Origin of the sequence: Heterorhizobium halophytocola (genome assembly GCF_017873095.1) — a bacterium.
Taxonomy (GTDB): Bacteria; Pseudomonadota; Alphaproteobacteria; order Rhizobiales; family Rhizobiaceae; genus Allorhizobium; species Allorhizobium halophytocola.
Window position 1 is genome coordinate 157,785 of sequence record NZ_JAGGJU010000008.1, and the last position, 26,177, is coordinate 183,961.

At 63.8% G+C, this 26,177-nt stretch carries 25 protein-coding genes; 12 read left to right on the top strand and 13 right to left on the bottom strand.

The window, feature by feature from the left end; translation table 11 throughout:
• The first annotated feature begins 383 nt into the window (after nt 1-383).
• A complete protein-coding gene (locus J2Z17_RS15410; protein WP_209946518.1) occupies nt 384-1,376 on the top strand; it encodes an adenosine kinase in 993 nt (330 codons plus the stop codon).
• Here J2Z17_RS15410 and J2Z17_RS15415 read toward each other — a convergent pair.
• Nucleotides 1,369-1,911, bottom strand: a complete 543-nt coding sequence (locus tag J2Z17_RS15415; protein ID WP_209946519.1) for an SH3 domain-containing protein — start codon at nt 1,909-1,911, stop codon at nt 1,369-1,371. The genes J2Z17_RS15410 and J2Z17_RS15415 overlap by 8 nt on opposite strands.
• Before the next feature lie 182 nt (nt 1,912-2,093).
• Here J2Z17_RS15415 and J2Z17_RS15420 point away from each other — a divergent pair, with 182 nt between their 5' ends.
• Nucleotides 2,094-3,098: a 2-hydroxyacid dehydrogenase gene (locus J2Z17_RS15420; protein ID WP_209946520.1), complete on the top strand. Its 1,005-nt coding sequence runs from the start codon at nt 2,094-2,096 to the stop codon at nt 3,096-3,098.
• Nucleotides 3,099-3,138: 40 nt separating this feature from the next.
• On the opposite strand, the gene J2Z17_RS15425 is transcribed toward J2Z17_RS15420, so the two are convergent.
• From J2Z17_RS15425 to recF, 3 genes are read right to left on the bottom strand one after another with little or no spacing between them, the layout of a single operon-like run.
• Nucleotides 3,139-3,624, bottom strand: coding sequence for a GNAT family N-acetyltransferase (locus J2Z17_RS15425; protein WP_342454414.1), 486 nt, complete (start codon nt 3,622-3,624; stop codon nt 3,139-3,141).
• Nucleotides 3,621-4,382 (bottom strand): molybdopterin-synthase adenylyltransferase MoeB, encoded by a 762-nt coding sequence (gene moeB / locus J2Z17_RS15430; RefSeq protein WP_209946643.1) that lies wholly within the window; start codon nt 4,380-4,382, stop codon nt 3,621-3,623. The genes J2Z17_RS15425 and moeB overlap by 4 nt, the downstream gene beginning before the upstream one ends.
• Before the next feature lie 41 nt (nt 4,383-4,423).
• Nucleotides 4,424-5,551 carry a DNA replication/repair protein RecF gene (recF, locus tag J2Z17_RS15435; protein WP_209946521.1) on the bottom strand — a complete coding sequence of 376 codons (1,128 nt, stop codon included), beginning with the start codon at nt 5,549-5,551 and terminating at the stop codon, nt 4,424-4,426.
• 193 nt (nt 5,552-5,744) lie between these two features.
• Here recF and J2Z17_RS15440 point away from each other — a divergent pair, with 193 nt between their 5' ends.
• A complete protein-coding gene (locus tag J2Z17_RS15440; RefSeq protein ID WP_209946522.1) occupies nt 5,745-6,098 on the top strand; it encodes a hypothetical protein in 354 nt (117 codons plus the stop codon).
• Nucleotides 6,082-6,291 carry a SlyX family protein gene (locus tag J2Z17_RS15445; RefSeq protein ID WP_245224136.1) on the top strand — a complete coding sequence of 70 codons (210 nt, stop codon included), beginning with the start codon at nt 6,082-6,084 and terminating at the stop codon, nt 6,289-6,291. Before J2Z17_RS15440 ends, J2Z17_RS15445 begins: the two co-directional genes overlap by 17 nt.
• Nucleotides 6,292-6,378: 87 nt before the next feature.
• Here the strand turns inward: J2Z17_RS15445 and dnaJ are convergent, their stop codons facing one another.
• From dnaJ to J2Z17_RS15480, 7 genes are all read right to left on the bottom strand, one after another.
• Complete coding sequence (dnaJ, locus tag J2Z17_RS15450) at nt 6,379-7,533, bottom strand: molecular chaperone DnaJ (RefSeq protein WP_209946523.1); 1,155 nt, start codon at nt 7,531-7,533, stop codon at nt 6,379-6,381.
• Between the two features lie 4 nt (nt 7,534-7,537).
• Entirely contained in the window at nt 7,538-8,002 is a 465-nt protein-coding gene (locus tag J2Z17_RS15455) for a hypothetical protein (RefSeq protein WP_209946524.1), read from the bottom strand.
• Nucleotides 8,002-9,918, bottom strand: a complete 1,917-nt coding sequence (dnaK, locus tag J2Z17_RS15460) for a molecular chaperone DnaK (RefSeq protein WP_209946525.1) — start codon at nt 9,916-9,918, stop codon at nt 8,002-8,004. The genes J2Z17_RS15455 and dnaK overlap by 1 nt, the downstream gene beginning before the upstream one ends.
• Nucleotides 9,919-10,192: 274 nt before the next feature.
• On the bottom strand, nt 10,193-12,571 hold the full coding sequence (locus J2Z17_RS15465; RefSeq protein ID WP_209946526.1) for a transglycosylase domain-containing protein: 2,379 nt from the start codon (nt 12,569-12,571) through the stop codon (nt 10,193-10,195).
• A gap of 218 nt (nt 12,572-12,789) precedes the next feature.
• Nucleotides 12,790-13,248 (bottom strand): YbaK/EbsC family protein, encoded by a 459-nt coding sequence (locus J2Z17_RS15470; RefSeq protein WP_209946527.1) that lies wholly within the window; start codon nt 13,246-13,248, stop codon nt 12,790-12,792.
• A 399-nt stretch (nt 13,249-13,647) separates the two neighbouring features.
• On the bottom strand, nt 13,648-15,036 hold the full coding sequence (locus J2Z17_RS15475; protein ID WP_209946528.1) for a M20/M25/M40 family metallo-hydrolase: 1,389 nt from the start codon (nt 15,034-15,036) through the stop codon (nt 13,648-13,650).
• Between the two features lie 94 nt (nt 15,037-15,130).
• Nucleotides 15,131-15,568 (bottom strand): MarR family winged helix-turn-helix transcriptional regulator, encoded by a 438-nt coding sequence (locus tag J2Z17_RS15480; protein WP_209946529.1) that lies wholly within the window; start codon nt 15,566-15,568, stop codon nt 15,131-15,133.
• A gap of 425 nt (nt 15,569-15,993) precedes the next feature.
• Between J2Z17_RS15480 and polA the strand changes: the two genes are divergently transcribed.
• Entirely contained in the window at nt 15,994-18,981 is a 2,988-nt protein-coding gene (gene polA, locus J2Z17_RS15485) for a DNA polymerase I (RefSeq protein ID WP_209946530.1), read from the top strand.
• Between the two features lie 31 nt (nt 18,982-19,012).
• Here polA and pcaQ read toward each other — a convergent pair whose 3' ends face one another.
• Nucleotides 19,013-19,939: a pca operon transcription factor PcaQ gene (gene pcaQ / locus J2Z17_RS15490; protein ID WP_209946645.1), complete on the bottom strand. Its 927-nt coding sequence runs from the start codon at nt 19,937-19,939 to the stop codon at nt 19,013-19,015.
• An 89-nt stretch (nt 19,940-20,028) separates the two neighbouring features.
• Between pcaQ and pcaD the strand changes: the two genes are divergently transcribed.
• The 4 genes from pcaD to pcaG are packed head-to-tail and all read left to right on the top strand — an operon-like array spanning nt 20,029 to nt 22,587.
• Nucleotides 20,029-20,817, top strand: coding sequence for a 3-oxoadipate enol-lactonase (gene pcaD / locus J2Z17_RS15495; protein WP_209946531.1), 789 nt, complete (start codon nt 20,029-20,031; stop codon nt 20,815-20,817).
• Between the two features lie 8 nt (nt 20,818-20,825).
• Nucleotides 20,826-21,233, top strand: a complete 408-nt coding sequence (pcaC, locus tag J2Z17_RS15500; RefSeq protein ID WP_377300156.1) for a 4-carboxymuconolactone decarboxylase — start codon at nt 20,826-20,828, stop codon at nt 21,231-21,233.
• A complete protein-coding gene (gene pcaH / locus J2Z17_RS15505) occupies nt 21,230-21,970 on the top strand; it encodes a protocatechuate 3,4-dioxygenase subunit beta (protein WP_209946533.1) in 741 nt (246 codons plus the stop codon). Before pcaC ends, pcaH begins: the two co-directional genes overlap by 4 nt.
• Nucleotides 21,970-22,587, top strand: coding sequence for a protocatechuate 3,4-dioxygenase subunit alpha (gene pcaG, locus J2Z17_RS15510; RefSeq protein WP_209946534.1), 618 nt, complete (start codon nt 21,970-21,972; stop codon nt 22,585-22,587). Before pcaH ends, pcaG begins: the two co-directional genes overlap by 1 nt.
• A gap of 51 nt (nt 22,588-22,638) precedes the next feature.
• On the opposite strand, the gene J2Z17_RS15515 is transcribed toward pcaG, so the two are convergent.
• Nucleotides 22,639-23,400: an IclR family transcriptional regulator domain-containing protein gene (locus tag J2Z17_RS15515; RefSeq protein ID WP_209946535.1), complete on the bottom strand. Its 762-nt coding sequence runs from the start codon at nt 23,398-23,400 to the stop codon at nt 22,639-22,641.
• A 146-nt stretch (nt 23,401-23,546) separates the two neighbouring features.
• Here J2Z17_RS15515 and J2Z17_RS15520 point away from each other — a divergent pair, with 146 nt between their 5' ends.
• The 3 genes from J2Z17_RS15520 to pcaF are packed head-to-tail and all read left to right on the top strand — an operon-like array spanning nt 23,547 to nt 26,172.
• Nucleotides 23,547-24,254, top strand: a complete 708-nt coding sequence (locus tag J2Z17_RS15520; RefSeq protein ID WP_209946536.1) for a 3-oxoacid CoA-transferase subunit A — start codon at nt 23,547-23,549, stop codon at nt 24,252-24,254.
• Entirely contained in the window at nt 24,251-24,955 is a 705-nt protein-coding gene (locus J2Z17_RS15525; protein WP_209946537.1) for a CoA transferase subunit B, read from the top strand. The genes J2Z17_RS15520 and J2Z17_RS15525 overlap by 4 nt, the downstream gene beginning before the upstream one ends.
• An 11-nt stretch (nt 24,956-24,966) precedes the next feature.
• Nucleotides 24,967-26,172, top strand: coding sequence for a 3-oxoadipyl-CoA thiolase (pcaF, locus tag J2Z17_RS15530; RefSeq protein ID WP_209946538.1), 1,206 nt, complete (start codon nt 24,967-24,969; stop codon nt 26,170-26,172).
• Nucleotides 26,173-26,177 lie beyond the last annotated feature (5 nt).

The following is a 26,177-nucleotide window of genomic DNA, read 5'->3' on the forward strand; positions in this document are numbered from 1 at the left end:
GGACTTTCGGGGAGGATCTGCGTCCCTGCTTTACCAGCCGCCGCCCGCGCATGGCAATCCGCCCGGTCTCCGGCATTGCATCGAGTGACGGAGGCCAGACCGCTACGAAAAAAGCGGGGCAATGCCCCGCTTCCCTTCACCGGTTCGCGACCGGAGCCAATGTCGTCGCCAGTACATCCGTGGTCGACGGCAAGATGACGGACGCGCATGGCGTCGTCCTGGCCGGCGCCGGCCATGCGGCACCTTCGAGGGGAAGCTTTAGCGTCGGATCATAACAGCGGGATGACTGAATAGCATTTTGTCTGTATTGGTCTTGCCGGTTCCAAAACTTGCCAACGCGCCCTGCCGAAGATCGGGGCGCGATCATCGGAGACAGACATTTCATGACACGATTCGACGTGCTGACGATCGGCAATGCCATTGTCGACATCATTTCCCGTTGCGAAGAGGAGTTCCTTGCCGACAACGCCATCGTCAAGGGCGCAATGAACCTGATCGACGCCGAGCGTGCCGAAAGCCTCTATGCGAAGATGGGACCGGCCGTCGAGACCTCCGGTGGCAGTGCGGGCAACACGGCAGCCGGCGTCGCGTCCTATGGCGGCCGGGCCGCCTATTTCGGCCGCGTCGCGGAAGACCAGCTCGGCGAGATCTTCGCCCATGACATCCGCGCCCAGGGCGTCTATTACCAGACGAAGCCGAAGGGCACCTTTCCGCCGACGGCCCGCAGCATGATCTTCGTCACGCCCGACAGCGAGCGCTCGATGAACACCTTTCTCGGCGCCTGCGTCGAGTTCGGTCCGCTCGATGTTGAGGCCGACGTCGTCGCCGAATCGAAGATGACCTATTTCGAAGGTTATCTCTGGGATCCGCCGAAGGCCAAGGAAGCGATCGTCGAGTGCTGCCGGATTGCCCACGAAAACGGCCGCGAGACGTCGATGACGCTGTCCGACAGTTTCTGCGTCGGGCGCTACCGCGAGGAGTTTCTCGAGCTGATGCGCTCGGGCACGGTCGACATCGTCTTTGCCAATACCCAGGAAGCCCTGGCGCTCTACGAGACCGACGATTTCGAACTGGCGCTCTCGCGCATCGCGAAGGACTGCAAGATCGCGGCCGTGACGATGAGCGAGAAGGGGGCCGTCATCCTCAAGGGGGAAGAACGGGTTTATGTCGACGCCATCGCGCTCAAGCAATTGGTCGATACCACCGGCGCCGGCGACCTCTTCGCCGCCGGCTTCCTGCATGCCTATACGCAGGGGCGGTCGCTCGAAGATTGCGGTCGATTCGGTTGCTTTGCCGCCGGCATGGTGATCCAGCAGCTCGGGCCGCGCCCGTCGCAGTCTCTGGCCGAAGCGGCAAGAGCCGCCAATCTTATTTGAAGGCCTCGCCTGGATAGGCGCCCCAGATCTCGGCCTGGACGACCCAGCCCTCGACGCCACCCGCCTCGGCCTTGCACCAGTTGCCGGTGCATTCGTCGAGGCGCATGACCACGCCGGGCTGCAGCTTGGCCACGATGCTCGAACTGTCGAGCGAATCACGGCGCATGTTGACATAGACATCCTTGCCGTTCGATTTCATCCAGGGCGCCGCCATGGCGGTGCGCTCGCCGGACAGCAGCGACTGGTTGATCCAGCCCTCCGTGCCGTCGGCATCGCGCACACGGCGCCAGTTGTCGTATTCCTGGATGATCTCGACCGGCAGGCCGTCCTTCTGGAAGCGCCAGGAGACCGCATAGTCGGTGCCGGGCCCGACGCGCAGATTGACGCTGCGTGCCTTCAGGCTGACATAGCGCGGCAGGGGCAGGCCGCTGGCACCCTTGGTGCTTTGCGCCATCGCCGGTGGCGTGCACGCCACGACCAGGCCGGCGGCAAGGGTGGAGAGCAGGATGCGGGTCGAATGTTTCGCGTGGGTCATCGCAGTTTCGCAGATCTTCTGACAATCGGTCAGTTCGGGTCCGACGCAACGCCGCCGAACGGAAAGCCCCGTCTTTGCGAGTTTTGTTTGTCTTCGCTGACGGGTTTGATAGAAATTGTCGCGGAAACCAAATATAGAGCCCTCTGGGTTAATGAGCTCTGAACAAGGCATCGGCGCACGGCATGACGAACAGGAAAAGGCCGAAGGTCTACATCACCCGTAAGTTGCCGGATGCGGTGGAAACCCGAATGCGCGAACTGTTCGACGCAGAGCTCAATATCGACGATACCCCGCGCACCCAGCCCGAACTCGTGGCCGCGATGAAGTCTGCCGATGTGATCGTGCCGACGGTGACGGACCGGATCGACGCTGCCCTGATCGAACAGGCCGGGCCGCAGCTGAAGATGATCGCCAGTTTCTCCAACGGCTATGACCACATCGACGTCGATGCCGCTGCCCGCAAGGGGATCACCGTTACCAACACGCCCAATGTGCTGACCGAAGACACGGCCGACATGACCATGGCGCTGATCATGGCCGTGCCGCGTCGCCTGGCGGAGGGTGCCAGCATCCTGATCGACGATCCGGAAGCCTGGAGCGGCTGGTCGCCGACCTGGATGCTCGGCCGCCGGATCTGGGGCAAGCGCATCGGCATTCTCGGCATGGGCCGCATCGGCACGGCCGTCGCCAGGCGCGCCAAGGCCTTTGGCCTTTCGATCCATTACCACAATCGCCACCGCGTCAGCCCGCAGACCGAGGAAGAGCTCGAGGCGACCTATTGGGACAGCCTCGACCAGATGCTGGCACGGGTCGACATCGTCTCGGTGAACTGTCCATCCACGCCGGCGACCTATCATCTCCTGTCTGCGAGACGGCTGGCGCTGCTGCAGCCGACGAGCTACATCGTCAACACCTCGCGCGGGGATGTCATCGACGAGGCCGCCCTGATCCAGTGTCTTCGCGAGGACAGGATCGCCGGGGCCGGGCTCGACGTGTTCGAAAACGAACCGAAGGTCAATCCCAAGCTGGTCAAGCTCGCCCGCGAGGGACGCGTCGTCCTGCTGCCGCATATGGGGTCTGCCACCATCGAGGGTCGGATCGACATGGGCGACAAGGTGATCATCAATATCCGCACCTTTTTCGACGACCATCGCCCGCCGAACCGGGTGTTGCCCGGCCGCAGCTGAGCCTTCGTCTTCCAGCCACGGCCGGACCGCGGCACCGCGCCTAGCCGGCAATCGCCTTGTGCATCTCGATGAATGTCGTGCGGTCGAAGCCCTTGTGCCGTCCCTCGGCCGTAACCTGGAAACCCATCCGCCCGAAACGGAGATGATTGCCGGTAAGCTCGATGCGGGTCTCCAGCCGCAGCGCCGGCAGGCCCATGCCCCGCGCAACGCCTTCCGCCCTTTGCATCAGATCGCGGCCCAGCCCCTGTCCCTGCGCCTGCGGCAGTACAGCCAGCTTGCCGATATAGAGGCATGTGGGCGGTTCCGGCCTGCAGAAGATGCAGCCGAGCAGTTCGCCATCCGCTCCCGATGCAAGAAACACGATCTCGGCGCGGGCCTTCGCGGCCAGGCTGTCCGGGGTGAGGGCAAGGGCGGAGGACGGCGGATCGATGACGCCGTTCATATAGGCAAACGACGAGAGGATCAGATCCAGAAGACCCGGCCAGTCGTCGAACCGCGCGTCGAGACGGGTGATCGCCGGCCTCACCCGCGTCTGCTCCGTCGCCTGTAGCGGATCGTGTCGAAGCGGGCCGTCAGCGCATCATACATCAGCAGGCGTCCGACCAGGGGCTCGCCGGCACCGGTGATCACCTTCAAGGCTTCCATGGCCATCAGCGTGCCCACGACGCCGGTCAGGGCGCCCATCACGCCTGTCTCGGCGCAGACCGGCACCATGCCCTCCGGCGGCGGCTCGGGGAAGAGATCGCGGTAGCGCGGATTGGGATGGCCTTCGGCATCGTTCTCATAGGGCTTCAGCACGGTAAGCGAGCCGTCGAAGCGGCCGACGGCGCCGCTGACCAGCGGAATGGCCGAGGCCTCGGCGACGTCGGCTGCCAGATAGCGGGTGTCGAAATTGTCGGAGCCGTCGATCACCAGATGGAAGCGATGGATATGCTCGCCGATCCATTCGGGCAGGAAGCGCTCGGTGAAGGTCTCGACCCGCACATGTGGATTGAGCCTTGCGATCGCCTCGCGCGCGCTTTTCGTCTTCTCTTCGCCGATCGTGCCCGAATCGTGGATCACCTGCCGCTGCAGGTTGGAGAGCGAGACGCGGTCGTCGTCGACGATGCCGATCGTGCCGACACCGGCGGCCGCCAGATAGAGCAGGGCGGGCGCGCCGAGGCCTCCGGCGCCGATCACCAGCACGCGGGCGGCTTTCAGCTTCTGCTGACCGCTGCCGCCGATTTCCGGCAGCAGGATGTGGCGCTGATAGCGCTCGATTTCGTCGGGGGAAAGCGGATCCATGGTCATGATGATGGCATGCCCTGCGGTTGTAGGTAAAGCGATCAGCCCATGGTGATCGCGCCGTGACTGACGGTGAGGAACTGGGCGCGACTGCCCAGCGCATCGAACATCGACCGGTCCGTGCCGGTCATGAAGGACTGGCCGCCGATCGCGTCGATCCGGTCGAACAGCAGCGCTCTGCGGCCACTGTCGAGATGCGCCGCGATCTCGTCCAAAAGCAGCACCGGGGCGTGCCCCGTCAGGTTGGCGACCAGCTTGGCATGGGCGAGAATGAGGCCGACCAGCAACGCCTTCTGCTCGCCGGTCGAGCAGCGCTCGGCCTCCATGTCCTTCTCGATATGACGGATCAGCAGGTCACTTCGATGCGGCCCCTCGAGCGTCCGTCCCGCGGCGGCATCCCGGTTGCGTCCCTCGGCGAGCAGTCCGGCATAGCGGTCCTCGAGATCGATGGCCGGACCTTCCAGTTCGCCGTCGAGAAAACCGCTGAGCGTCAGTTGGGCCGAAGGAAAGCCGTCATCGGTGATCTGCTCGCCGATCAGCCGCGACAGCAGCCCCAGCATTTCCTGCCGTGCCAGCGCCATGGCAATGCCGAGCGCCGCCATCTGCCGCTCGATACCGTCGACCCAGGTGCGGTCGAATCGCCCCTCGGACAACAGCTTGTTGCGGCCGCGCATGGCGCGCTCGAAATCGCTGGCCCGGCGGCCATGCGCCGGATCGAGCGACAGCACCAGCCGATCGAGAAAGCGGCGCCGGTCGGAGGAGGGCCCGGTAAACAGCCCGTCCATGGCAGGCGTCAGCCAGAGCACACGCAGGTGGTCGGTCAGCTCGTCGACGGTACGCGCCTGTGTGCCGTTGAGGACGAGGCGCCGCGCCGTGCTTTCTTCGCTGGCATCGATGCCGGTGCCGATCCCGACCGTATCTTCCATGCCCTCGACCTCGGCAAAGACGCTGAAGCCCCCGGCGCCATCGGCGCGGGCGACATCGGCCAGCACGGCGCGTCGCAGCCCCCGCCCGGGCGACAGGAACGACACGGCCTCCATCAGATTGGTCTTGCCCGCACCGTTCTCGCCGGTCAGCACGACATGCCGGGCGTCGAGCGTCAGCGACATCTGCGCATAATTGCGAAAATCGGTCAGCATCAGCCGCGAAAGGGAAACCGTGTGTGTCATGATCCGCCATTGGTCTTGCCGTCTGGACCTAGGAAGAAACACCTGTCATGGCAAGGTTCGCCCGCGGTTTTTGCGCCGCTTTGACGGTGGCGAATGCGCAATTGTGGACCGCGCGCGCAAATCCTGAGAGGATGGGGCGAACAGATCTCAACCGGGCCCGGGTGTCGCCATGCAGAAACGACGGGATGACCAGATGTCACCGCAGGAGGCGCGACGCGACCACATCGAGATGCTGCGCTTTCTGGGCATCAATGCCGCCTTCGGCGCCGGCCTCGGGGTCCTCTTCACCCTGACGCTGATCCTCTTCGATATCGGTGGCCTTGGCGGTTATCTGGGGCGGGCCCGCGAACCCATCCTGCCGGCGATCATGATCGCCGCCCCCATGGCCCTGACCTTTGCCGGTGCGGTTGCCGGCTCGGCGCTGATGCTGATGCCATACCGGGCGAGACGCCGCCGCGCACTTGACCGTCCCTCCTCATTCGAGGCATTGACGCGGGACATTCAAAATCGGCACGACGAGGACAGGGATCATGGCGGACCAAAGTGAGCGGATCACCCATCTGGAGGAAACCGTCGCCCACCTGACACGCGTGGTCGAGGAATTGTCGGACCAGCTGACCGAGCAGTGGAAGGTGACCGAGCAGACCCGGGCGAAACTCGACCGCCTGACCGAGCGCTTCCTGTCGCTGGAAGAACAGTCGCTGGAAGCCCCCGCCAATACCCGCCCACCCCATTATTGAACGGTTGCCAAATCCGGCCGACGCGATACCGCGCAAAGAAAAACGCCCCGCGAAGGGCGTTTTTTTAATGGAGCAATCCGGTTTCGATCAGTCGCTCAGCGTGTCGAAGAAGTCCTTCATCCGGGAGAAGAAGCCGGTCGATTCCGGATTGTTCTCCTTGGATGACAGCTGTTCGAACTCCTGCAGCAGTTCGCGCTGGCGCTTGGTCAGCTTCTGCGGCGTCTCGATGCGAATCTGCACGTAGAGATCGCCGGTCTGGGCCGAACGCAGGATCGGCATGCCCTTGCTCTTCAGGCGGAACTGCCGACCGGACTGCGTGCCTTCCGGTACCGTCACCCGCGACTTGGTGCCGTCGAGCGTCACCACGTCGAACGTGCCGCCGAGGGCAGCCGTCGTCATCGAGATCGGCACGGAGCAATAAAGATCCGCGCCGTCGCGCTGGAAGAACTCGTGCGGCTTGACCGACAGGAAGATGTAGAGGTCGCCCGAGGGACCGCCGCGAAGACCGGCCTCACCCTCGCCCTGCAGGCGAATACGGGTCCCGTCGTCGATGCCGGCCGGAATGTTGACCGACAGCGAGCGCTCCTCGACCACACGGCCCTGTCCGTGGCACTTGGTGCAGGGATCGGTGATCGTCTGGCCGCGACCGTGACAGGTCGGACAGGTCCGCTCGATCGAGAAGAAGCCCTGGGCGGCGCGGATGCGGCCCGACCCCTGGCAGGTGGCGCAGGTCGTCGGCTTGGTGCCAGGCTTGGCGCCGGACCCGGTGCACACGTCGCAGGTTACGGACGTCGGGACGCGGATCTGCGCCGTCTTGCCGCCATAGGCCTCTTCGAGCGAAATTTCCATGTTGTAGCGCAGGTCGGCGCCGCGTTCGCGCCCGCCGCTGGCACGCTGGCGCGCACCACCACGTCCGCCGCCCATCATCTCGCCGAAGATGTCCTCGAAGATGTCGGAGAAGCCGCCACCGCCGCCCATGCCGCCGGACTGGAAGCCGCCGGCCCCCATGCCGCCCTGTTCGAAGGCTGCGTGGCCGAAGCGATCATAGGCTGCGCGCTTCTGGGGATCCTTGAGGGTTTCGTAAGCCTCGTTGATCTCCTTGAATTTCTTTTCCGCCTCGGCGTCGCCCGGATTCTTGTCCGGATGATACTTCATCGCCAGCTTGCGGAAGGCGCTCTTCAATTCTTTCTCGTCAGCGGTCTTGCCGACCCCGAGAGTCTCGTAGAAATCTGCTTTTGCCATGGTCTTACAAAGCTCTCAAAGCTTTCACCACGCCTGCGTGGTTGCCAGTCTTACGGCTATTGTTCTTGTCACATGCCTGCATGTCGGTCTGGAAGTCCCCTGCCGCGGCCGTCGCATCGTCTTTCAAGACTTGGCGTGCATCGCCTTTTTGCGCAAGGGCCTCGGAGGCAGAAAGCGCGGCAAAGCCCAGCGAATGCGCAGCCATCTCACAGGGAGTGACCTCGCCGCCCGCCTGCTTGCGTTTCATCGCGGCCCCGATGACGGCACCGAGCGTCGAAACCGATCGCTGCAGGCTCTTGCTGTCTTTTGCCGCAAGTGCCTTGACGATACGCTGTTCCTCGCGGGAGACGGTCTGCTGCGTGGCGGCATCCTTGCCAGCCGCATGGGCCGGAAAGGCCCCGGCACTCATGAAGAGGGCTGGCCCGAGGGCCAGCCATCCAAGCTTCCGAAGCCTCGGAAGTACCGCCATCAAGCGGACTTCTTCGTGTCTTCGTCCTTGACTTCTTCATAGTCGGCATCGACGACGTCGTCGCCTTCGCCGGACGATGCTTCCGCAGCGTCTTCGCCGTCGGCCTGCTGTGCTTCGTAGATGGCCTGGCCCAGCTTCATGGACACTTCCATGAGCGTCTGGGTCTTTGCCTGGATGTCGTCTGCATCCGGCTCTTCGGCTTCCACGGCCGACTTCAGAGCGGCAATGGCGTCCTCGATCGACTTGCGCTCGGCTTCCGAAACCTTGTCGCCGTAATCGGCAAGCGACTTCTCGGTCGAGTGCACGAGGCTTTCGGCGTGGTTGCGGGCTTCGACGCCGGCGCGACGCTTCTTGTCGGCCTCGGCATTGGCCTCGGCGTCCTTGACCATCTTTTCGATGTCGGCGTCGGACAGACCACCAGATGCCTGGATGCGGATCTGCTGTTCCTTGCCGGTGCCCTTGTCCTTGGCCGACACGTTGACGATGCCGTTGGCGTCGATATCGAAGGTAACTTCGATCTGCGGAACACCCCGCGGCGACGGCGGCAGGCCGACGAGGTCGAACTGGCCAAGCAGCTTGTTGTCTGCCGCCATTTCACGCTCGCCCTGCGAGACGCGGATGGTCACGGCCTGCTGGCTGTCTTCGGCCGTCGAGAACACCTGGCTCTTCTTGGTCGGGATCGTCGTGTTGCGATCGATCAGGCGGGTGAACACGCCACCCAGCGTTTCGATGCCGAGCGACAGCGGGGTCACGTCGAGCAGCAGGACATCCTTGACGTCACCCTGCAGAACGCCGCCCTGGATCGCAGCGCCCATGGCAACCACTTCATCCGGGTTCACGCCCTTGTGCGGGTCCTTGCCGAACAGCTGCTTGACGACTTCCTGGACCTTGGGCATGCGGCTCATGCCGCCGACCAGAACCACTTCGTCGATCTCAGAAGCCGATACGCCGGCATCCTTCAGTGCTGCCTTGCACGGGGCGACGGTGCGCTGGACCAGATCGTCGACGAGGGTCTCGAACTTCGAACGGGTCAGCTTCATCGTCAGGTGCTTCGGACCGGACGCGTCAGCCGTGATGAACGGCAGGTTGATTTCGGTCTGCTGTGCCGAGGACAGTTCGATCTTGGCCTTCTCGGCAGCTTCCTTGAGGCGCTGCAGAGCGAGCTTGTCGCCCTTCAGGTCGATGCCCTGGTCCTTCTTGAACTCGGCTGCGAGATATTCGACGAGACGCATGTCGAAGTCTTCACCGCCGAGGAAGGTGTCGCCGTTGGTCGACTTCACTTCGAAGACGCCGTCGCCGATTTCCAGAACCGAGATATCGAAGGTACCGCCGCCAAGGTCGTAGACGGCGATCGTCTTGCCGTCCTTCTTGTCGAGACCGTAGGCCAGGGCCGCAGCCGTCGGCTCGTTGATGATGCGCAGAACTTCAAGGCCCGCGATCCGACCGGCATCCTTGGTTGCCTGGCGCTGGGCGTCGTTGAAGTATGCGGGAACGGTGATGACGGCCTTTTCGACCTTCTCGCCAAGATAGGCTTCGGCCGTTTCCTTCATCTTCTGCAGGATCATGGCGGAGATCTGGGCCGGAGAATAGCCCTTGCCCTGGGCTTCGACCCAGGCATCGCCATTGTCGCCGCGCACGATGTCGAAGGGAACCAGGCCCTTGTCCTTCTCGACGGTCGGATCTTCGTAGCGGCGGCCGATCAGGCGCTTGACTGCGAAAAGGGTGTTGGTCGGGTTGGTCACCGCCTGGCGCTTGGCCGGCTGGCCGACGAGGCGTTCGCCATCATCGGTGAAGGCGACCATCGACGGGGTGGTGCGTGCGCCTTCGGAATTCTCGATGACCTTTGCGTCCTTGCCGTCCATTACGGAGACGCAGGAATTGGTGGTTCCAAGGTCAATACCAATAACTTTTGCCATGTCATTCTCTCCTTGAAGCAGGCCGTCGGAACCCTCTTTCGGCATTCCACTGACGGCCCCTTGCGGTGGATTTGTCTTCTCGTTAGCGCAGTGTGCACTGCGTGTATGCGGCGTATATAAGAACCAGTTTTTCGGACTGCAAGGCTTGTCTGCGAACGCTTTCACGCAAAATCACGCGGTTACCACGAATGCGTGAGGACGCCCTGCCGATTGGCGGTCGCCGAAGTCTGCTGCTCTGCCTCGGCCGTAATCCTTTGCCTGCCTCAAGCCAGTATCATTGTCCCATCAGGACATCCAGCAGTGTGGAGCGGTGCGGCTGCGGTTTCTGCGGCTGGCCGTCAGCGCCGACGCTTCCCGGAGGAACCGGACCGCCACCGATCGAGCCGGGCGGAAGCGGATCTGCCGGCGCCTGCTGATAGGGGTCGTTCGGATAGGCCTGGCCATTGGACGGCTGGGCGAAGGGATCCGATCCGTCCTGTGCCGGCTGCGGCTGGGTCTGCTGCATCTGCTGCTGCTCTTGCTGCTGCGGTGTCAGCGCCGGCGGGGCCTGCGATGTGGGGGCGGGCGGATAGGCCGTGCTCGGGTCGGAACTGCCGAAGATTTCCTTCAACACCTTGCTGACCGAGATCGTATCGTCCGGCGCCTGGGCGGGCTGGCTGTAATCCTCGCCGAGCGGCGAGGGCGTCAGGCCCTTGTGGGCGGCAGTCATGAAGTCGTGCCAGGCGGTCGCCGGCAGCGTGCCGCCGGTCACATGCTTCATCGGCTTGCCGTCGTCATTGCCGAGCCATACGCCGGTGGTCAGCTGCGAGGTATAGCCGACAAACAGCGCATCGCGGGAATTCTGCGTCGTGCCGGTCTTGCCGGCTGTCTGCCAGCCCTTGACCGCCGCCTTCTTGCCGGTGCCGTCGCGCACGACGCCCATCAGCATGGAATTCATCTCGCTGACGACCTGGTCGCTCAGCACCCGCGGCGGGTTGCCGTAGTCGGACTGATAGAGAACATCGCCGGACACCGAGGTGATCCGCGAAATGATATGGGGCGTCGCCTTGAAGCCGCCATTCATGAACGGGGCATAGGCCGATGTCAGCTCCAGCAGCGAGACTTCCGAGGTGCCGAGCGCAATCGAGGCATTCGGCTGCAGGTCGGATTCGATGCCGAGCCGGTGGGCGATCTTGATCACCTGCGGCGGTCCGACCTCCTGGACCAGTTGGGCGGCGACCGTGTTCAGCGATTCCGCCAGCGCATGGGCAAGCGTCACCGGCCCGCTATAGGTCTTCTCGTAGTTCTCCGGCGTCCAGTTGCCGATCTTGACCGGCGCGTCATTGCGGATCGAATCGGGCGTGTCGCCGATCTCCATCGCCGCGGTATAGACGAAGGGCTTGAAGGCGGAGCCCGGCTGGCGCTTGGCCTTGATCGCGCGGTTGAACTGGCTGGTTGCATAATCGCGGCCGCCGACCAGCGCCCGGATCGCGCCGGTGCCATCCACCGAGACGAGGGCGCCCTGCGAGGCATTGTATTTGGCGCCGTTCTTGTCGAGCACGTGCTGGATCGCCTGCTCGGCCTCTTTCTCCCAGGCCGGGTCGATCGTCGTCTCGACCACCACGTCCTGCTTCAGTGGCCCGAGGATCGACTTGGCCTCGGCCGTCACCATGTCGGCGACATATTGGCCGGCGCCGCTGAAATAGCTCTTCGACTTGGAGGCCGGCTGCGACATGGCTGTCTTGACCTGGTCCTCGGTGATGAAGCCCGTCTCCTTCATCGCGCCGAGTACCACCTGGGCGCGCGCCTTTGCGGCATCCGGGTCATGGGCCGGCGACAATCGGGAAGGAGCTTTCAGAAGGCCTGCCAGAATGGCGGCCTCGCCCAGCGTCACATCACGCGCGGATTTGTTGAAATACCGGTGCGATGCGGCTTCCACCCCATAGGAATTGGCGCCGAAATAGACCCGGTTGAGATACATCGCCAGGATCTGGTCCTTGGAGAACTTGTGCTCCAGCCAGAAAGCCAGCATGACTTCCTGAATCTTGCGCTCCAGCGTCCGGTCGGGCGAGAGGAACAGGTTCTTGGCAAGCTGCTGGGTAAGGGTCGAACCGCCCTGGATGCTGCGTCCGGTCAGGTTGTTGACCACGGCGCGGGCGAGGCCGAGCGGATCGACGCCGAAATGCGAATAGAACCGCCGGTCCTCGATCGCGATCACGGCCTCCGGAATATAGGGGGACATCTCGTCCAGGCCGACAGCCTCGCCGCCGGTCAGTCCGCGATTGGCCAGCACCGTTCCGTCCGATGCGACGATCTTCAGGTTCGGCGGGCGTGCCGGAATGGTCCAGCTGCTGGCACTCGGCATCTGGGCCGCGTAGTAGCCGATCAGGCAGGCAACCGCGATGCCGCCCCAGATGCCCAGGACGATACCCCAGTAGAACAGCCGGCGGACGAGCCCGAACAAACCGCCACGCGAACCGCCCCGGTCCTTCTTCGACCGCTTGGACTTGCCGGACGTCTTGCCCGAACGTCTGGGCTTGCGGCCCTCTCCCGTGTCCTGCCCGCGGACCCGATCGCGTGAATCGAGCCTCAGGTCGTCGTCATCGCGGGAATTGTCCGAGCGGCCACCGAGCGTCGGCTCGATGCGCTGTCTGGATTTATGTCTGCCGGCCATGCGTGCTGGTGGCGCTCCTTGGATGAATAAGCTCGCCCGCCCGGCTTGCTCTTGTCTGGTGCGGCCGTCCCGGCTGTCTGGATGGACCTTTGGCGGTCCGCCGGGAGGGCATGGAACTGAAATCTAGCTGAACTGTAATTACGGCGATTTAAGGGGTGGTTAACCGATGGTTGCCGATGTCTGCCCCAGGTGTCCGATCACGGGACTATCCTGCGCCATTACTGGCAAACGTCAACCCAGCTGGCCCCGGTGATCTCGGCCAGACGCTGGGGCGCGACGACGACGGCCGAATTGGTGGCTCCCGCGGCCGGGACCACCGTTTCGAACGCCTTCAGCGAGACGTCGCAATAGACGGGTATCTGCGTTGCAAGGCCGAACGGGCAGACGCCGCCGACCGGATGAGAGGTGCGCTCCAGCACCTCGTCCGCACCCAGCATGCGCGGCTTTGCGCCGAACTGGTCCTTGAACTTGCGGTTGTCGAGGCGGCGCGTGCCGGCAGCAACTACAAGGATGACGTCCTCGCCCACCCTCAGGCAGATGGTCTTGGCGATCTGGTCGGGTTCGACCCCGTGCGCCTGCGCGGCAAGCGTGACGGTCGCCGAACTGGCTTCCGTCTCGATCACGGACAGGTCGGGCGCATGGGTTGCCAGGAATGCAGTTACCGATTGCAGGCTCATGATGGACTTTACTCGGGTTCGATCCGTTGTTCTTGGATGTTTCGGTCCGTGCCGGCGACGGTGCAAGTGTTATCCGTCGTTGCGGCCTGGAACTGTCTGCCTCTTGAACTTCCGCAGCCCGATCCCCACCTGTAGTTCATCGCGGCCCGGCAGTGTCGGTATCTTGAGGCATCCAAGGGATGTTTCGATCTGATGCGGTTCTTGTTTCGCGTTAACCGATTGTTAACGATTTCACGAGATCATGGGCGTATTGGAAAGGCTGCGGCCTCACGGCCCTGCGCCTTTCCAGCGAGATGTTCACCGGACGCCTGACCACGGATGTACTGGCAGGCGCGCCGGATGAACTGAAAAAAGGTCGGGTATCCCCCGGCCTTTTGCTTTTTCAGATCCTGTCGCCCCTTACACCGCAAGCGCTGCGATGATGCGGATCCAGGAGCGGATGCCCTTCTGGAACGAGGCCAGTTCGTATTTTTCGTTCGGCGAATGGATACGGTCGTCGACGAGGCCGAAGCCGACCATCAGCGAATCCATGCCGAGCATCTTCTGGAAATCGCCGACGATCGGGATCGAGCCACCCATGCCGACCACGACGGCCGGCTTTGGCCATTCATCCGACAGGGCGGCCTTGGCCTTGGTCAGGAAGTCCGAATCATATCCGAGCAGAATGGCCGGCGAGGCGCCGTGCTCGTGGAACTCGACCGAGCAGTCGGCCGGGATCTTCGAGCGGACATAGGCACGAAAGCTCTCGCGGATCTTGGCCGGATCCTGTTCGCCGACCAGGCGGAAGGACACCTTGGCCGAGGCCTGGGCGGCGATCACCGTCTTGAAGCCTTCGCCGGTATAGCCGCCGATGATGCCGTTGACCTCTGCCGTCGGCCGCGCCCAGGTCAGCTCCAGCACCGACCGGCCCTTTTCGCCGGAGGGAACGGAAAGCCCGACTTCGCCCAGAAATCCGTCCGCGCCGCGGCCCAGCGTCTCCCAGGATGCCTTGATATTCTCCGGCGTTTCCTCGACGCCTTCATAAAAGCCGGGCACCGTGACGCGACCGGTTTCGTCATGCAGGCCGGCCAGGATATCGCTCAGGATATGGATCGGGTTGGCCGCGGCCCCACCGAAAAGACCCGAATGCAGGTCGCGGTCGGCGGCCTTGACGATGATCTCCTCGCCGAGCAGGCCGCGCAGCGTAGCGGCGATCGCCGGCGTCTCGCGGTCCCACATGCCGGTGTCGCACACCATGGCGAATTCCGCCTTCAGCTCGTCGGCATTGGCCTCGAGGAAAGGCTTCAGCGAAGGCGAGCCGGATTCTTCCTCGCCTTCGAACAGGATGGTGATGCGGATCGGCAGGCCGCCCTTGGCGTCCTTGTAGGCGCGGCAGGCCTCGACAAAGGTCATCAGCTGGCCCTTGTCGTCGGCGGTGCCGCGGCCGGTAATCACCTGGCGGCCCGGCTCCAGTTCCTTGACCGCCGGCGAGAAGGGATCGTTTTCCCACAGGTTCAGCGGATCGACCGGCTGCACGTCATAGTGCCCGTAAAACAGCACATGCGGCGCATCCGGCTTATCGGCCGCGTGGTGGGCGACGACCATCGGATGGCCGGGCGTGTCGCGTATCGTCGCCTCGAAACCAAGCTCGTTGAGCGCTGCCGTCAGCCACTCGGCGGCCTTGCTGCAATCGGCCTTGTACGCCGGATCCGTCGAGATCGACGGGATCCGGACGAGGTCGAACAGGCGTTCGAGGCTGGCGCTGAAGTTCTCGTCGGCCTTGGCGAGAATGGCGGTTGTATCGGTCATGAACCTGGTCCTGCTGGTTGGAATCGATGGCGACGATAGACCAAGCGCCGCCCCGTTTCGAGGGGCAGTTGCCGGAAGAACAATTTCGCGGATGTCAGGTCTCGAGCTTGCGGCCATTGTCGATGGCCCAGCGGATATATTCCAGCATCAGCTCTTTCTCGAAGCGGCGGAAACCGGAAAACAGCGCGTCATCGGCCTCCTCGGCGGCCGTGAGGGCTTCTTCCTGAAGCGCCCGCGCCGGCTCGGTCAGATAGATACGTTGCGCGCGCCTGTCGTTCGGATGCGGCTTCTTCTCGATCAGCCCGTCGCGCTGCATCCGCGCAAGCGTGTTGGCCATGGTTGCCTGTTCGACATCGATCCGCTGCAGCAACTGGGCCTGGGTCAGGCCGTCCTCGTCCCAGAGCGCCAGCAGGATGGGGAATTGTCCGGGAGAGAAGCCGAGTTTCGCGGCGCGCGCCTGAAGCGAGCGCGTGAAGGCCTTGGCAAGTTGTGCCGCCAGGTATGTAGCCGAACCGTTACGATCGAAACCCATGTCCAATGGTTAAGCGGTTTCACGGGATCGGACAAGATAAATCGCAGGCGATGGATCTCGGGTGACTTGGGTGGATGTGGCTGGGGCCCGGATAAATCAAAACCGCCATGACTGGGGGATAGTCATGGCGGTTTGAATGAGGGAACAAAGGCCCGGAGAGGGGGATAAGGCCTTTGCCCAACCTGACGCGGGCGGGGGACGAGCCGGCAATCAGGTGGCGGCGTGATCAAGCGCCGCTGAGGAACAAATGAGCTTCTGAAAGCGGTTTTTCAAGGAATTTAAGATTACAATGTCGTAAGGTTGGATCGGCCTGCAAAACAGGGCTTCCGGCACTGTCAGAACATGGCGGCAATCCCTGTTGTCAGACGGCTTGGCGGTCCGGATCGGCATGGACCTTTTCCGCCGCCCGCGCTAAGCAGTGAGCCATGAAAAAAGGCGATCATCTTTTCCTTGTCGACGGCTCGGGCTTCATCTTCCGCGCCTTTCACGCTTTGCCGCCGCTGACCCGCAAGTCGGACGGCTTGCCGGTGGGGGCGGTCTCGGGCTTCTGCAACATGCTCTGGAAGCTGTTGACGGATGCGCGCGACACGTCGGTCGGTGTCACCCCGACCCATCTGGCGGTGATCTTCGACTATTCGTCGCAGACCTTCCGCAAGGATCTTTATCCCGAATACAAGGCCAACCGTTCGGCGCCGCCGGAAGACCTCGTGCCGCAGTTCGGTCTGATCCGCGAGGCGACCCGCGCCTTCAATCTGCCCTGCATCGAGACCGAGGGTTTCGAAGCCGACGACATCATCGCCACCTATGCTCGTGCTGCCGAAGCGATCGGCGCGGACGTGACGATCGTCTCCTCCGACAAGGACCTGATGCAGCTCGTCACCGCCAATGTCCACATGTATGACAGCATGAAGGACAAGCAGATCGGCATTCCCGACGTCATCGAGAAATGGGGCGTGCCGCCGGAAAAGATGATCGACCTGCAGGCGCTGACCGGCGATTCCACCGATAATGTTCCGGGCGTCCCCGGCATCGGGCCGAAGACGGCGGCCCAGCTGCTGGAGGAATTCGGCGACCTCGACACGCTGCTGTCCCGCGCCGAGGAGATAAAGCAGAACAAGCGCCGCGAGAATATCATCGCCAGCCGCGAGCTGGTGCAGATCTCGCGCCAGCTGGTGACGCTGCGCACCGACGTGCCGCTGCAGCTCGATCTCGACGCTCTGGTTCTCGAGCCGCAGGACGGGCCGAAGCTGATCGGCTTTCTGAAGACCATGCAGTTCACCACGCTGACCCGCCGTGTCGCCGATGCGACCGGCGCCGCCGCGGCCGATGTCGAGCCGGCGGAGGTTGCCGTCGAATGGGGTGCCGCCGCCCATGGTCCCGATCTCGATGCGGGCGAGGGCGGCGACGCTGCCGCTGCCGGCAAGGCATCCGCACCCGCCCGGGACGGCGCTGCTGGCGCGGACGGCGAGGGCATGCGCCCGTCGGAGCTTGCCGCTGCAAGGCTTGCCGCCTTCAAGGATGTGCCTGTCGATCGCTCCATCTATCAGACGGTGCGGGATATCGAGACGCTGAAGGGTTGGATTGCGGCCGCGCGCGAAGCAGGCCTTGTCGCCTTCGATACCGAGTCGACCTCGCTCGACCCGATGCAGGCCGAGCTTGCCGGCGTATCGCTCGCCCTTGCCGGCGATGCCGCCTCGCCGGCGCCGGGCGACATCCGCGCCTGCTATATCCCGCTCGGCCACAAGAGCGGTGGCGATGATCTTTTCAGCGACGGGCTGAAACTGGTCGACGGGCAGGTCCCGATGGACGAGGCGCTGGCGCTGCTGAAGGAGCTGCTCGAGGATCCCTCGGTGCTGAAGGTCGCCCAGAACCTCAAATACGACTATCTGCTGATGAAACGCTACGGCATCGACACGGCGCCGTTCGACGACACCATGCTGATTTCCTATGTGCTCGAGGCCGGCATCGGCTCGCATGGCATGGATGCGCTGTCCGAGCGCTGGCTCGGCCACACGCCGATCGCTTTCAAGGAGGTGGCCGGTTCCGGCAAGGCGCAGGTCACCTTCGATCGCGTCGAGATTGCCAAGGCGACCGAATATGCCGCCGAGGATGCCGACGTCACCCTGCGCCTCTGGCTGGTGCTGAAGCCGCAGCTCGCCGAGCGCGGGCTGGTGCGCGTCTACGAGCGGCTGGAGCGCCCGCTGGTGCCGGTGCTCGCCCGCATGGAAGAGCGCGGCGTCACGGTCGACCGGCAGATCCTGTCGAGGCTGTCGGGCGAACTGGCGCAGAAGGCCGCCGCCTTCGAGGAAGACATCTACGAACTGGCCGGCGAACGTTTCAATATCGGTTCGCCCAAGCAGCTCGGCGATATCCTGTTCGGCAAGATGGGGCTGTCGGGCGGTTCAAAGACCAAGAGCGGCCAGTGGTCGACCTCGGCCTCGGTGCTCGAGGATCTGGCGGCCGGTGGCGAGCCGCTGCCGCGCAAGATCGTCGACTGGCGCCAGCTGACCAAGCTGAAATCGACCTATACCGACGCACTGCCGACCTATGTCCACCCCGAGACCAAGCGTGTCCATACCTCCTACTCGCTGGCGTCCACCACCACCGGGCGCCTGTCGTCGTCGGAGCCGAACCTGCAGAACATTCCGGTGCGCACGGCCGAGGGGCGCAAGATCCGCACGGCCTTTATCTCGACGCCCGGCCACAAGCTGCTCTCGGCCGACTACAGCCAGATCGAGCTTCGCGTGCTTGCCCACGTTGCCGACATTCCGCAGCTGCGCCAGGCCTTTGCCGACAATATCGACATCCACGCGATGACGGCGTCGGAAATGTTCGGCGTTCCCGTCGAGGGCATGCCGTCCGAGGTGCGTCGCCGCGCCAAGGCGATCAATTTCGGCATCATCTACGGCATTTCCGCCTTCGGTCTCGCCAACCAGCTCGCCATCGAGCGTTCCGAGGCCTCGGATTATATCAAGAAATATTTCGAACGCTTCCCGGGCATTCGCGACTACATGGACGCGACAAAGGCCTTTGCCCGCGAACACGGCTATGTCGAGACGATCTTTGGGCGCCGCGCGCACTATGCCGAGATTCGTTCGTCCAATCCTTCCGTGCGGGCCTTCAACGAGCGGGCCGCGATCAATGCGCCGATCCAGGGCTCGGCCGCCGATGTCATCCGCCGCGCCATGGTCAAGATCGAGCCGGCGCTGAAAGCTGCCGGTCTCGACGACCGCGCACGCATGCTGCTGCAAGTCCATGACGAACTGATCTTCGAGGTCGAGGACGAGGCCGTCGATGCGGTCACGCCGCTGGTGGTCGAGGTGATGGAAAGTGCAGCCATGCCGGCCATCTCGATGAAGGTGCCGCTGAAGGTCGATGCGCGCGCAGCCCACAACTGGGACGAGGCGCACTGAACCTGCCGCCTGCGGGGCAGGGCGCGGCGTCTCAGAACGGCCCCAGCCTTGCCCGCACATGCTCGCGGATCACCTGCTTGACGAGCACCAGGGCAGCGCTCGGCTCGGCCTGCGCCTGCGTCGTCAGCCCGACGGCACCACGCGTCTCCTTCATGTCGACAGGCAGTTCGACGAAGCGGCCGGCCCGGATGTCGTCGATCACCACGCCGCGCGAAATGATCCAGGCCGCGTCATGGTTGGCGGTGAAGGCGCGGCCGAAACTGTCGGACACCGTCTCGATCGTGTCGGGCAGTTCGGGAATGCCGTTGGTCAGCAGGATGCGCTCGACAAAGGGCCGGATCACCGATTCGCGGGTCGGCATCAGCACGGTATAATTGGCAAGTGCCTGTAGCGCGAAATGCCGCTTGGCCGCCAGCGGATGGCCCGATCGCGTGACGATCGTCACCTCCTCGCTGTAAAGCGGCTCGAAGAACAGTCCCGTCATCCGCTCGGGTGCCGCCAGCCGTCCGACCACCAGGTCGAGATCGCCGACCCGCAGCTGTTCGAGCAGGGTGCGGTTCTCGCCGGAGACGATGGTCACCTGGCTGCCGGTCCGGCGCGCGAGGAAGCTTGCGATAGCATCGGGCAGGAAGGTGGTGGACGAGGTCGGAAGCGCACCGATCCGCACGGGTGGTCCCTCCGACATCTGCACCTGCGCGACTTCGTCGATGCCCCGCTGCACGGCGGCAACGCTTTCGCCCGCATGGCGCAGGAAGACCTCGCCGAAATGCGAGATGCGGATGCCCCGCCCCTCCTTCTCGACCAGCGGCACGCCGAGCATGTCCTCGAGCTCGCGCAAGGTGCGCGAAACCGCCGGCTGGGTGACGGATAGCGCATCGGCGGCCTTGCCGATGCTGCTATGACGTGCGACCTCAAGCAGGGTTTGGAGATGGCGAAACTTGATCCGGCTGTCCACAATTCATACCCGAATGGTTATGCGTTGAGGCGATAATATCATTTTACCAAACCTTTGCAGCTGAATATCGTTTTGCCCAAGAGGAGCTATCCATGGCATTCGCCCATATCAACGGGATCGTCGTTCATTACGAGTTGCTGGGAGATCCAGACGCCCGCAACCTGATTGTCTTTTCCAATTCCCTCGGCACGGATTTCCGCATCTGGCTCCCGGTCTTCGACGAACTGGCCGACAATGTCTCGGTACTGGTCTATGACTCGCGTGGACACGGGCTGTCCGGCGGCGCCGACAAACCGTTCGGCATGGATGATCTCGTCGAGGACCTTGCCGGTCTCGTCGAGCACGTCGGCATCAAGAAAGCCGTGTTCTGCGGCCTCTCGGTCGGTGGCCTGATTGTTCAGGGTCTCTATGCGAAGCGGCCCGAGCTGGTGCGCAAGATCGTGCTCTGCGACACCGCGCCGAAGATCGGCGTTGCCGACACCTGGAACGCGAGGATCAAGGCCATCCGCGATAACGGCATGGCCAGCATCGCCGACGGCGTCATGGAAAAATGGTTCACGCCTCATTTCCACGAGGAACGCGACGAGGATCTCGACGGCTACCGGGTGATGTTCGAGCGCCAGCCCGCAAGCGGTTACATCTCCACCTGTGAGGCGATCCGCGACACCGATTTCAGCGACATCCTGCCGACCATCTCCGTGCCGACACTGCTCGTCGTCGGCGACCAGGATGGCTCGACCCCGCCCGAACTGGTACGCGCCGCCTCCGAGCGGATCCCCGGTGCCTCGCTGCAGGTGATCGAGGGCTGCGGCCATATTCCCTGCGTCGAACAACCCGAGGCGCTGGCGGCCCTGATCCAGCAATTTATCCGCAAGACTTGAGGAGCGTCATGGCAGAAAATCCGTCCGACCGTTACAATCAGGGCATGGCGACGCGCCGGGCGGTGCTTGGCGATGCGCATGTCGACCGGGCGGAGGCGGCGAAGACGGATTTCGACGCACCGTTCCAGGATCTCATCACCGAAGCGGCCTGGGGCCATGTCTGGTCCCGCCCGCAATGGTCGAAGCGCGAGCGATCGATGGTGACGATCGCGCTTCTGGCCGCCCTTGGCCAGGACGAGGAGGTGGCCATGCATGTGCGCGCCACCGCCAACACGGGGGCGACGAAGGACGATCTGGTGGAGGCGATGCTGCATGTGGCGATTTATGCCGGCGTGCCGGCCGCCAACCACGCGATCAAGATCATCAAGAAGACCTATCAGGAGATGGGTGCGGCAGTCAGGGAGGAGGGCCGATGAAGAATACACCACCGGAAACCGGAGGCTTTTTTGCCCGCGATCGCGCCATGCATCCGCCGGCCTATACGCCCTGGTACAAGACCACCGTGCTGCGCTCGCCGCAGCGTGCCCTGATTTCGCTCGACGGCACGAAAAGCGAGGTGACCGGCCCGGTCTTCGGTCACAACATGCTGGGCGAGCTCGACAACGACCTGATCCTCAACTACGCCAAGCCCGGCGAAATGCCGATCGGCCAGCGGATCATCGTCCATGGCCGGGTGGTTGACGAGCGCGGCAAGGGCGTCTCAGGCGCGCTGGTCGAGTTCTGGCAGGCCAATGCCGGCGGCCGCTATCGCCACAAGAAGGAAACCTATTTGGCGCCGCTCGACCCGAATTTTGGCGGTTTCGGCCGCACGATTGCCGACGATGACGGCTATTACTGGTTCAAGACGATCAAGCCGGGTCCCTATCCCTGGCCCAACGGCGTCAACGACTGGCGCCCGGCCCATATCCATTTCTCGGTCTTCGGCCATGGCTTTGCCCAGCGGCTGATCACCCAGATGTATTTCGAGGGCGACCCGCTGATCTGGATCTGCCCGATCGTCAAGACCATTCCCGACGAGGAGGCGATCAAGCGCCTGATCGCGCCGCTCGACATGGCCGCCACCGTGCCGCATGACATGCGCGCCTACAAGTTCGACATCGTGCTGCGCGGCCGACGCTCGACATTCTTCGAAAACCGCAAGGAGGGCAATTGATGGTCCAGTCGCTCGGTTATCTGAAGGAACTGCCGTCGCAGACCGCAGGCCCTTACGTCCATATCGGCTGCACGCCGAATTTCTCCGGCATCGAAGGCGTCTACGACACCGATCTCGGCTCCGGCCCGCTCTACAACGACAAGACCAAGGGCGAGCGCATCACCGTGCGCGGGCATGTGTTCGATGGCGCGCAGACGCCGCTGAAGGATGCACTGATCGAGATCTGGCAGGCCGACGCCGACGGTTTCTACAACAGCCCGTCGGAAACCCGCGGCACGGCCGATCCGAACTTCTTCGGCTGGGCCCGTTGCCCCGGAGACATGGCGACCGGCGAATTCGTCTTCGAGACGATCAAGCCGGGCCGCGTGCCGTTCAACGACGGCCGGCTGATGGCGCCGCACATCACCTTCTGGATCGTTGCCCGCGGCATCAATATCGGCCTGCAGACGCGGATGTATTTCGGTGACGAGGAAGAGGCGAATGCGCAGGATCCGGTGCTGGCCCGGATCGAGCACAAGGTGCGCGTTCCCACCCTCATCGCTGAGCGCGAAGGCGATACCTATACCTTCAACATCCGCCTGCAGGGCGCAGACGAGACGGTGTTCTTCGACATCTGAGACTTTGCATGGCGCGCCCTTTGCGGCGCGCCATGGTTCGCCGGTCTGCTTTCAGGCGAGAACCCGTGCCAGTTCCGCCTGTACCCGATTGAGCGCCGGCAGATAGCGCGCCTTGATATCGTCGATACTCTCCGTCCCGGCCGAAAGCCCGACATTCAACGCCGCCACCGTCTGGCCGCGCATGTTCCGGAGCGGCACGGCAATCGAACGCAGGCCGATCTCGACCTCCTGGTCGATCACCGCATGGCCGTCTGCACGGGTTTCCTGAAGGATATCCATCAACCGGTCGATATCGGTCACCGTGCGGCCGGTCCGCGCGATCGGATGGGCGCGCACCAGAAGCGCCCTTGCCTCGGTCTCGCCGAGTGCTGCGAGCAGCACCCGGCCCATCGAGGTGCAATAGGCCGGCAGCCGCGAGCCCGGCATCAGCGCGATCGACATCACCCGCCGCTGCGCCGACCGCGCGACATAGACGATTTCGGTCTCGTCGAGGATGGAGACGGAGGTGCTCTCGCCGATCTCCTGCGACAGCAGGTCGAGCACCGGCTGGACAATGCGCGGCAGCGGCATGGCGGCCAGGCATCCGGTGCCGAGCCGCAAGACCCGCGGCGTCAGGGTGAAGAACTTTCCGTCATAGGCGGCATAGCCCATCTCCGCCAGCGTCAGCAGGCAGCGCCGGGTGGTTGCACGGTCGAGTTCGGCGATCTTGGCGGCTTCGGCGATCGACAGGCGCGGCTGTTCGGCGCTGAAGGCCTCGATGACGCGGAGCCCCTTGGCAAGGCCGCCCATGATATCCCGTTCCCTGGCCGTCATTGCCTCGGCGCCTTCCTGAATGTGTGCGATATACGAACAAATGTCATATAACGCACAGATGCCTTGCTGTCGACCCACGGCAGGCGTAGTTTCCTCATCGAAATCGACTGCCGAGATGATCCGGCGGCCGGAATGGAGGACGCTTTATGGACAAGACTATCAGTAGCGCGGCAGAGGCCGTTGCCGGGATCGGCGATGGCGCGGTGGTGATGATCGGCGGCTTCGGCGGATCGGGCGCACCGATCGAGCTGATCCACGCCTTGATCGACAAGGGGCCGAAGGGCCTGACCGTGATCAACAACAATGCCGGCAATGGCCGAATCGGCATCGCCGCGATGATCGACGCCGGTCTCGTGGCGAAGATGATCTGCTCCTTTCCGCGCTCCTCCGATCCGCGCGCCTTCACCGATCGTTATCTGGCCGGCGAAATCGCGCTGGAACTGGTCCCGCAAGGAACGCTAGCCGAGCGTATCCGCGCCGGCGGTGCCGGCATTCCGGCTTTCTATACCCCAACCGCCTATGGCACCGAGCTGGCCGAAGGCAAACCGATCGCGGAATTCGACGGCCGTCCCTATGTGCAGGAACGCTGGCTGAAGGCCGATTTCGCCATCGTCAAGGGCGAACTCGGCGACACCCATGGCAACCTTACCTACAACAAGGCAGGCCGTAACTTTAACCCGCTGATGTGCATGGCGGCGGCGACCACGATCGCGCAGGTGTCGCGGATCGTCCAGCCCGGCGGCATCGATCCCGAACATGTCGTCACCCCCGGCATCTTCGTCGACTCCGTCGTCGAGATCGCCGATCCCAAGCAGGAAGAAGAGCTCATCCGAGCCGGAGTGGCCTACGCATGACCGAGGACAAGCAGCCCGTGGACACACGTGACGACATCAAGCTTTCCAACGCCCAGATCGCCTGGCGTGCAGCGCAGGACATCGAAGACGGCGCCTATGTCAATCTCGGCATCGGCTTTCCGGAAATGGTCGCCCGCTACCAGCCCGACAGCCGGCAGGCGATCTTCCATACCGAGAACGGCATTCTCGACTTCGGCGAACCGCCGGCCGAGGGCGAGGAAGACTGGGACCTCATCAATGCCGGCAAGAAGGCCGTCACGCTGAAGCCGGGGGCAGCCTTCTTCCACCATGCGGACAGCTTCGCCATGGTGCGCGGTGGCCATCTCGACGTCGCCATTCTCGGTGCCTACCAGGTGGCGCAGAACGGCGATCTCGCCAACTGGCGGGTCGGCTCCAAGGGCGTGCCGGCCGTCGGCGGCGCGATGGACCTGGTGCATGGCGCCAAGCAGGTCTTCGTCATTACGGAGCACATGACGAAGAAGGGCGAGCCGAAGCTGGTCGATGCCTGCAGCTTTCCGCTGACCGGCGTCGGCTGTATCACGCGTGTCTATACCAGCCATGCGGTCATCGACATTGTCGACGGCAAGTTCGTTGTGCGCGAGAAGCTTGCGGACATGACGATGGACGAGCTTCAGGCTATGACCGGAGCGCCCCTGCACATCGACGGTGCGGTCGCCGACCTCGTCGTACCCGAGCTTTGAGGACTGATGCCATGAGTGATGCATTCATCTGCGACTATATCCGCACGCCCATCGGCCGCTTCGGCGGTTCCTTGTCCAGTGTCAGGGCCGACGACCTCGGCGCGATCCCGCTGAAGGCGCTGATCGAGCGCAACCCGAAGCTGGATATCGAGGCGATCGACGACGTGATCTTCGGCTGCGCCAACCAGGCGGGCGAAGACAATCGCAACGTGGCACGCATGTCGCTGCTGCTGGCCGGCTATCCGGCCTCCGTCACCGGCACCACGGTCAACCGTCTCTGCGGTTCGGGCATGGACGCGCTGATCATGGCGGCCCGCGCGATCAAGGCCGGCGAGGCCGAACTGATGATTGCCGGTGGCGTCGAAAGCATGAGCCGTGCGCCCTTCGTCATGCCCAAGGCCGAGACCGCCTTTTCGCGCAATGCCGAGATCTACGACACGACGATCGGCTGGCGCTTCGTCAACCCGCTGATGAAGAAGCAGTACGGCGTCGATTCCATGCCGGAGACCGGCGAGAACGTTGCGGAAGATTACAAGGTCAGCCGCGAGGACCAGGATGCCTTCGCCGTGCGCTCGCAGGCCAAGGCCGCCGCCGCGCAGGAGAACGGGCGACTGGCGCGCGAGATCGTCGCCGTTACCATCCCGCAGCGCAAGGGCGACCCGGTTGTCGTCGACACCGACGAGCATCCGCGTGCCACGACCATCGAGACGCTTTCCAAGCTGAAGACCCCCTTCAAGAAGGAGGGTGGCACGGTAACCGCCGGCAATGCATCCGGCGTCAACGATGGTGCCGCGGCCCTCATCGTCGCCTCAGAGGCGGCGGTGCGGAAATATGGCCTCTCCCCGATTGTCAGGGTGATTGGCGGCGCGACCGCCGGCGTGCCGCCGCGCGTCATGGGCATCGGCCCCGCACCGGCGTCGCAAAAGCTGATGGCGCGGCTCGGCATGACGCAGGACCAGTTCGACGTGATCGAGCTCAACGAGGCCTTCGCCTCGCAGGGACTTGCCACGCTGCGCCAGCTCGGCATTGCCGACGACGACGCCCGCGTCAACAGGAATGGCGGTGCCATCGCCCTTGGCCATCCGCTCGGCATGTCCGGCGCCCGGATTGCCGGCACGGCAGCGCTGGAACTGTCCTTGTCCGGCGGACACTATGCGCTGGCGACCATGTGCATCGGCGTCGGCCAGGGCATTGCCGTGGCGCTCGAGCGGGTCTGACGGGC

Coding starts and splice junctions, on each gene's coding strand:
- J2Z17_RS15410 (WP_209946518.1), top strand. CDS start 384: ATGACACGATTCGACGTGCTGACGATCGGCAATGCCATTGTCGACATC.
- J2Z17_RS15445 (WP_245224136.1), top strand. CDS start 6,082: ATGGCGGACCAAAGTGAGCGGATCACCCATCTGGAGGAAACCGTCGCC.
- pcaH (WP_209946533.1), top strand. CDS start 21,230: ATGAAGAATACACCACCGGAAACCGGAGGCTTTTTTGCCCGCGATCGC.
- dnaJ (WP_209946523.1), bottom strand. CDS start 7,533: ATGGCAAAAGCAGATTTCTACGAGACTCTCGGGGTCGGCAAGACCGCT.
- J2Z17_RS15470 (WP_209946527.1), bottom strand. CDS start 13,248: ATGAGCCTGCAATCGGTAACTGCATTCCTGGCAACCCATGCGCCCGAC.
- J2Z17_RS15525 (WP_209946537.1), top strand. CDS start 24,251: ATGACCGAGGACAAGCAGCCCGTGGACACACGTGACGACATCAAGCTT.
- J2Z17_RS15415 (WP_209946519.1), bottom strand. CDS start 1,911: ATGACCCACGCGAAACATTCGACCCGCATCCTGCTCTCCACCCTTGCC.
- polA (WP_209946530.1), top strand. CDS start 15,994: ATGAAAAAAGGCGATCATCTTTTCCTTGTCGACGGCTCGGGCTTCATC.
- pcaF (WP_209946538.1), top strand. CDS start 24,967: ATGAGTGATGCATTCATCTGCGACTATATCCGCACGCCCATCGGCCGC.
- pcaD (WP_209946531.1), top strand. CDS start 20,029: ATGGCATTCGCCCATATCAACGGGATCGTCGTTCATTACGAGTTGCTG.
- J2Z17_RS15515 (WP_209946535.1), bottom strand. CDS start 23,400: ATGACGGCCAGGGAACGGGATATCATGGGCGGCCTTGCCAAGGGGCTC.
- J2Z17_RS15455 (WP_209946524.1), bottom strand. CDS start 8,002: ATGGCGGTACTTCCGAGGCTTCGGAAGCTTGGATGGCTGGCCCTCGGG.
- recF (WP_209946521.1), bottom strand. CDS start 5,551: ATGACACACACGGTTTCCCTTTCGCGGCTGATGCTGACCGATTTTCGC.
- pcaC (WP_377300156.1), top strand. CDS start 20,826: ATGGCAGAAAATCCGTCCGACCGTTACAATCAGGGCATGGCGACGCGC.
- pcaG (WP_209946534.1), top strand. CDS start 21,970: ATGGTCCAGTCGCTCGGTTATCTGAAGGAACTGCCGTCGCAGACCGCA.
- J2Z17_RS15440 (WP_209946522.1), top strand. CDS start 5,745: ATGTCACCGCAGGAGGCGCGACGCGACCACATCGAGATGCTGCGCTTT.
- J2Z17_RS15420 (WP_209946520.1), top strand. CDS start 2,094: ATGACGAACAGGAAAAGGCCGAAGGTCTACATCACCCGTAAGTTGCCG.
- J2Z17_RS15465 (WP_209946526.1), bottom strand. CDS start 12,571: ATGGCCGGCAGACATAAATCCAGACAGCGCATCGAGCCGACGCTCGGT.
- J2Z17_RS15480 (WP_209946529.1), bottom strand. CDS start 15,568: ATGGGTTTCGATCGTAACGGTTCGGCTACATACCTGGCGGCACAACTT.
- J2Z17_RS15475 (WP_209946528.1), bottom strand. CDS start 15,036: ATGACCGATACAACCGCCATTCTCGCCAAGGCCGACGAGAACTTCAGC.
- J2Z17_RS15520 (WP_209946536.1), top strand. CDS start 23,547: ATGGACAAGACTATCAGTAGCGCGGCAGAGGCCGTTGCCGGGATCGGC.
- moeB (WP_209946643.1), bottom strand. CDS start 4,382: ATGGATCCGCTTTCCCCCGACGAAATCGAGCGCTATCAGCGCCACATC.
- dnaK (WP_209946525.1), bottom strand. CDS start 9,918: ATGGCAAAAGTTATTGGTATTGACCTTGGAACCACCAATTCCTGCGTC.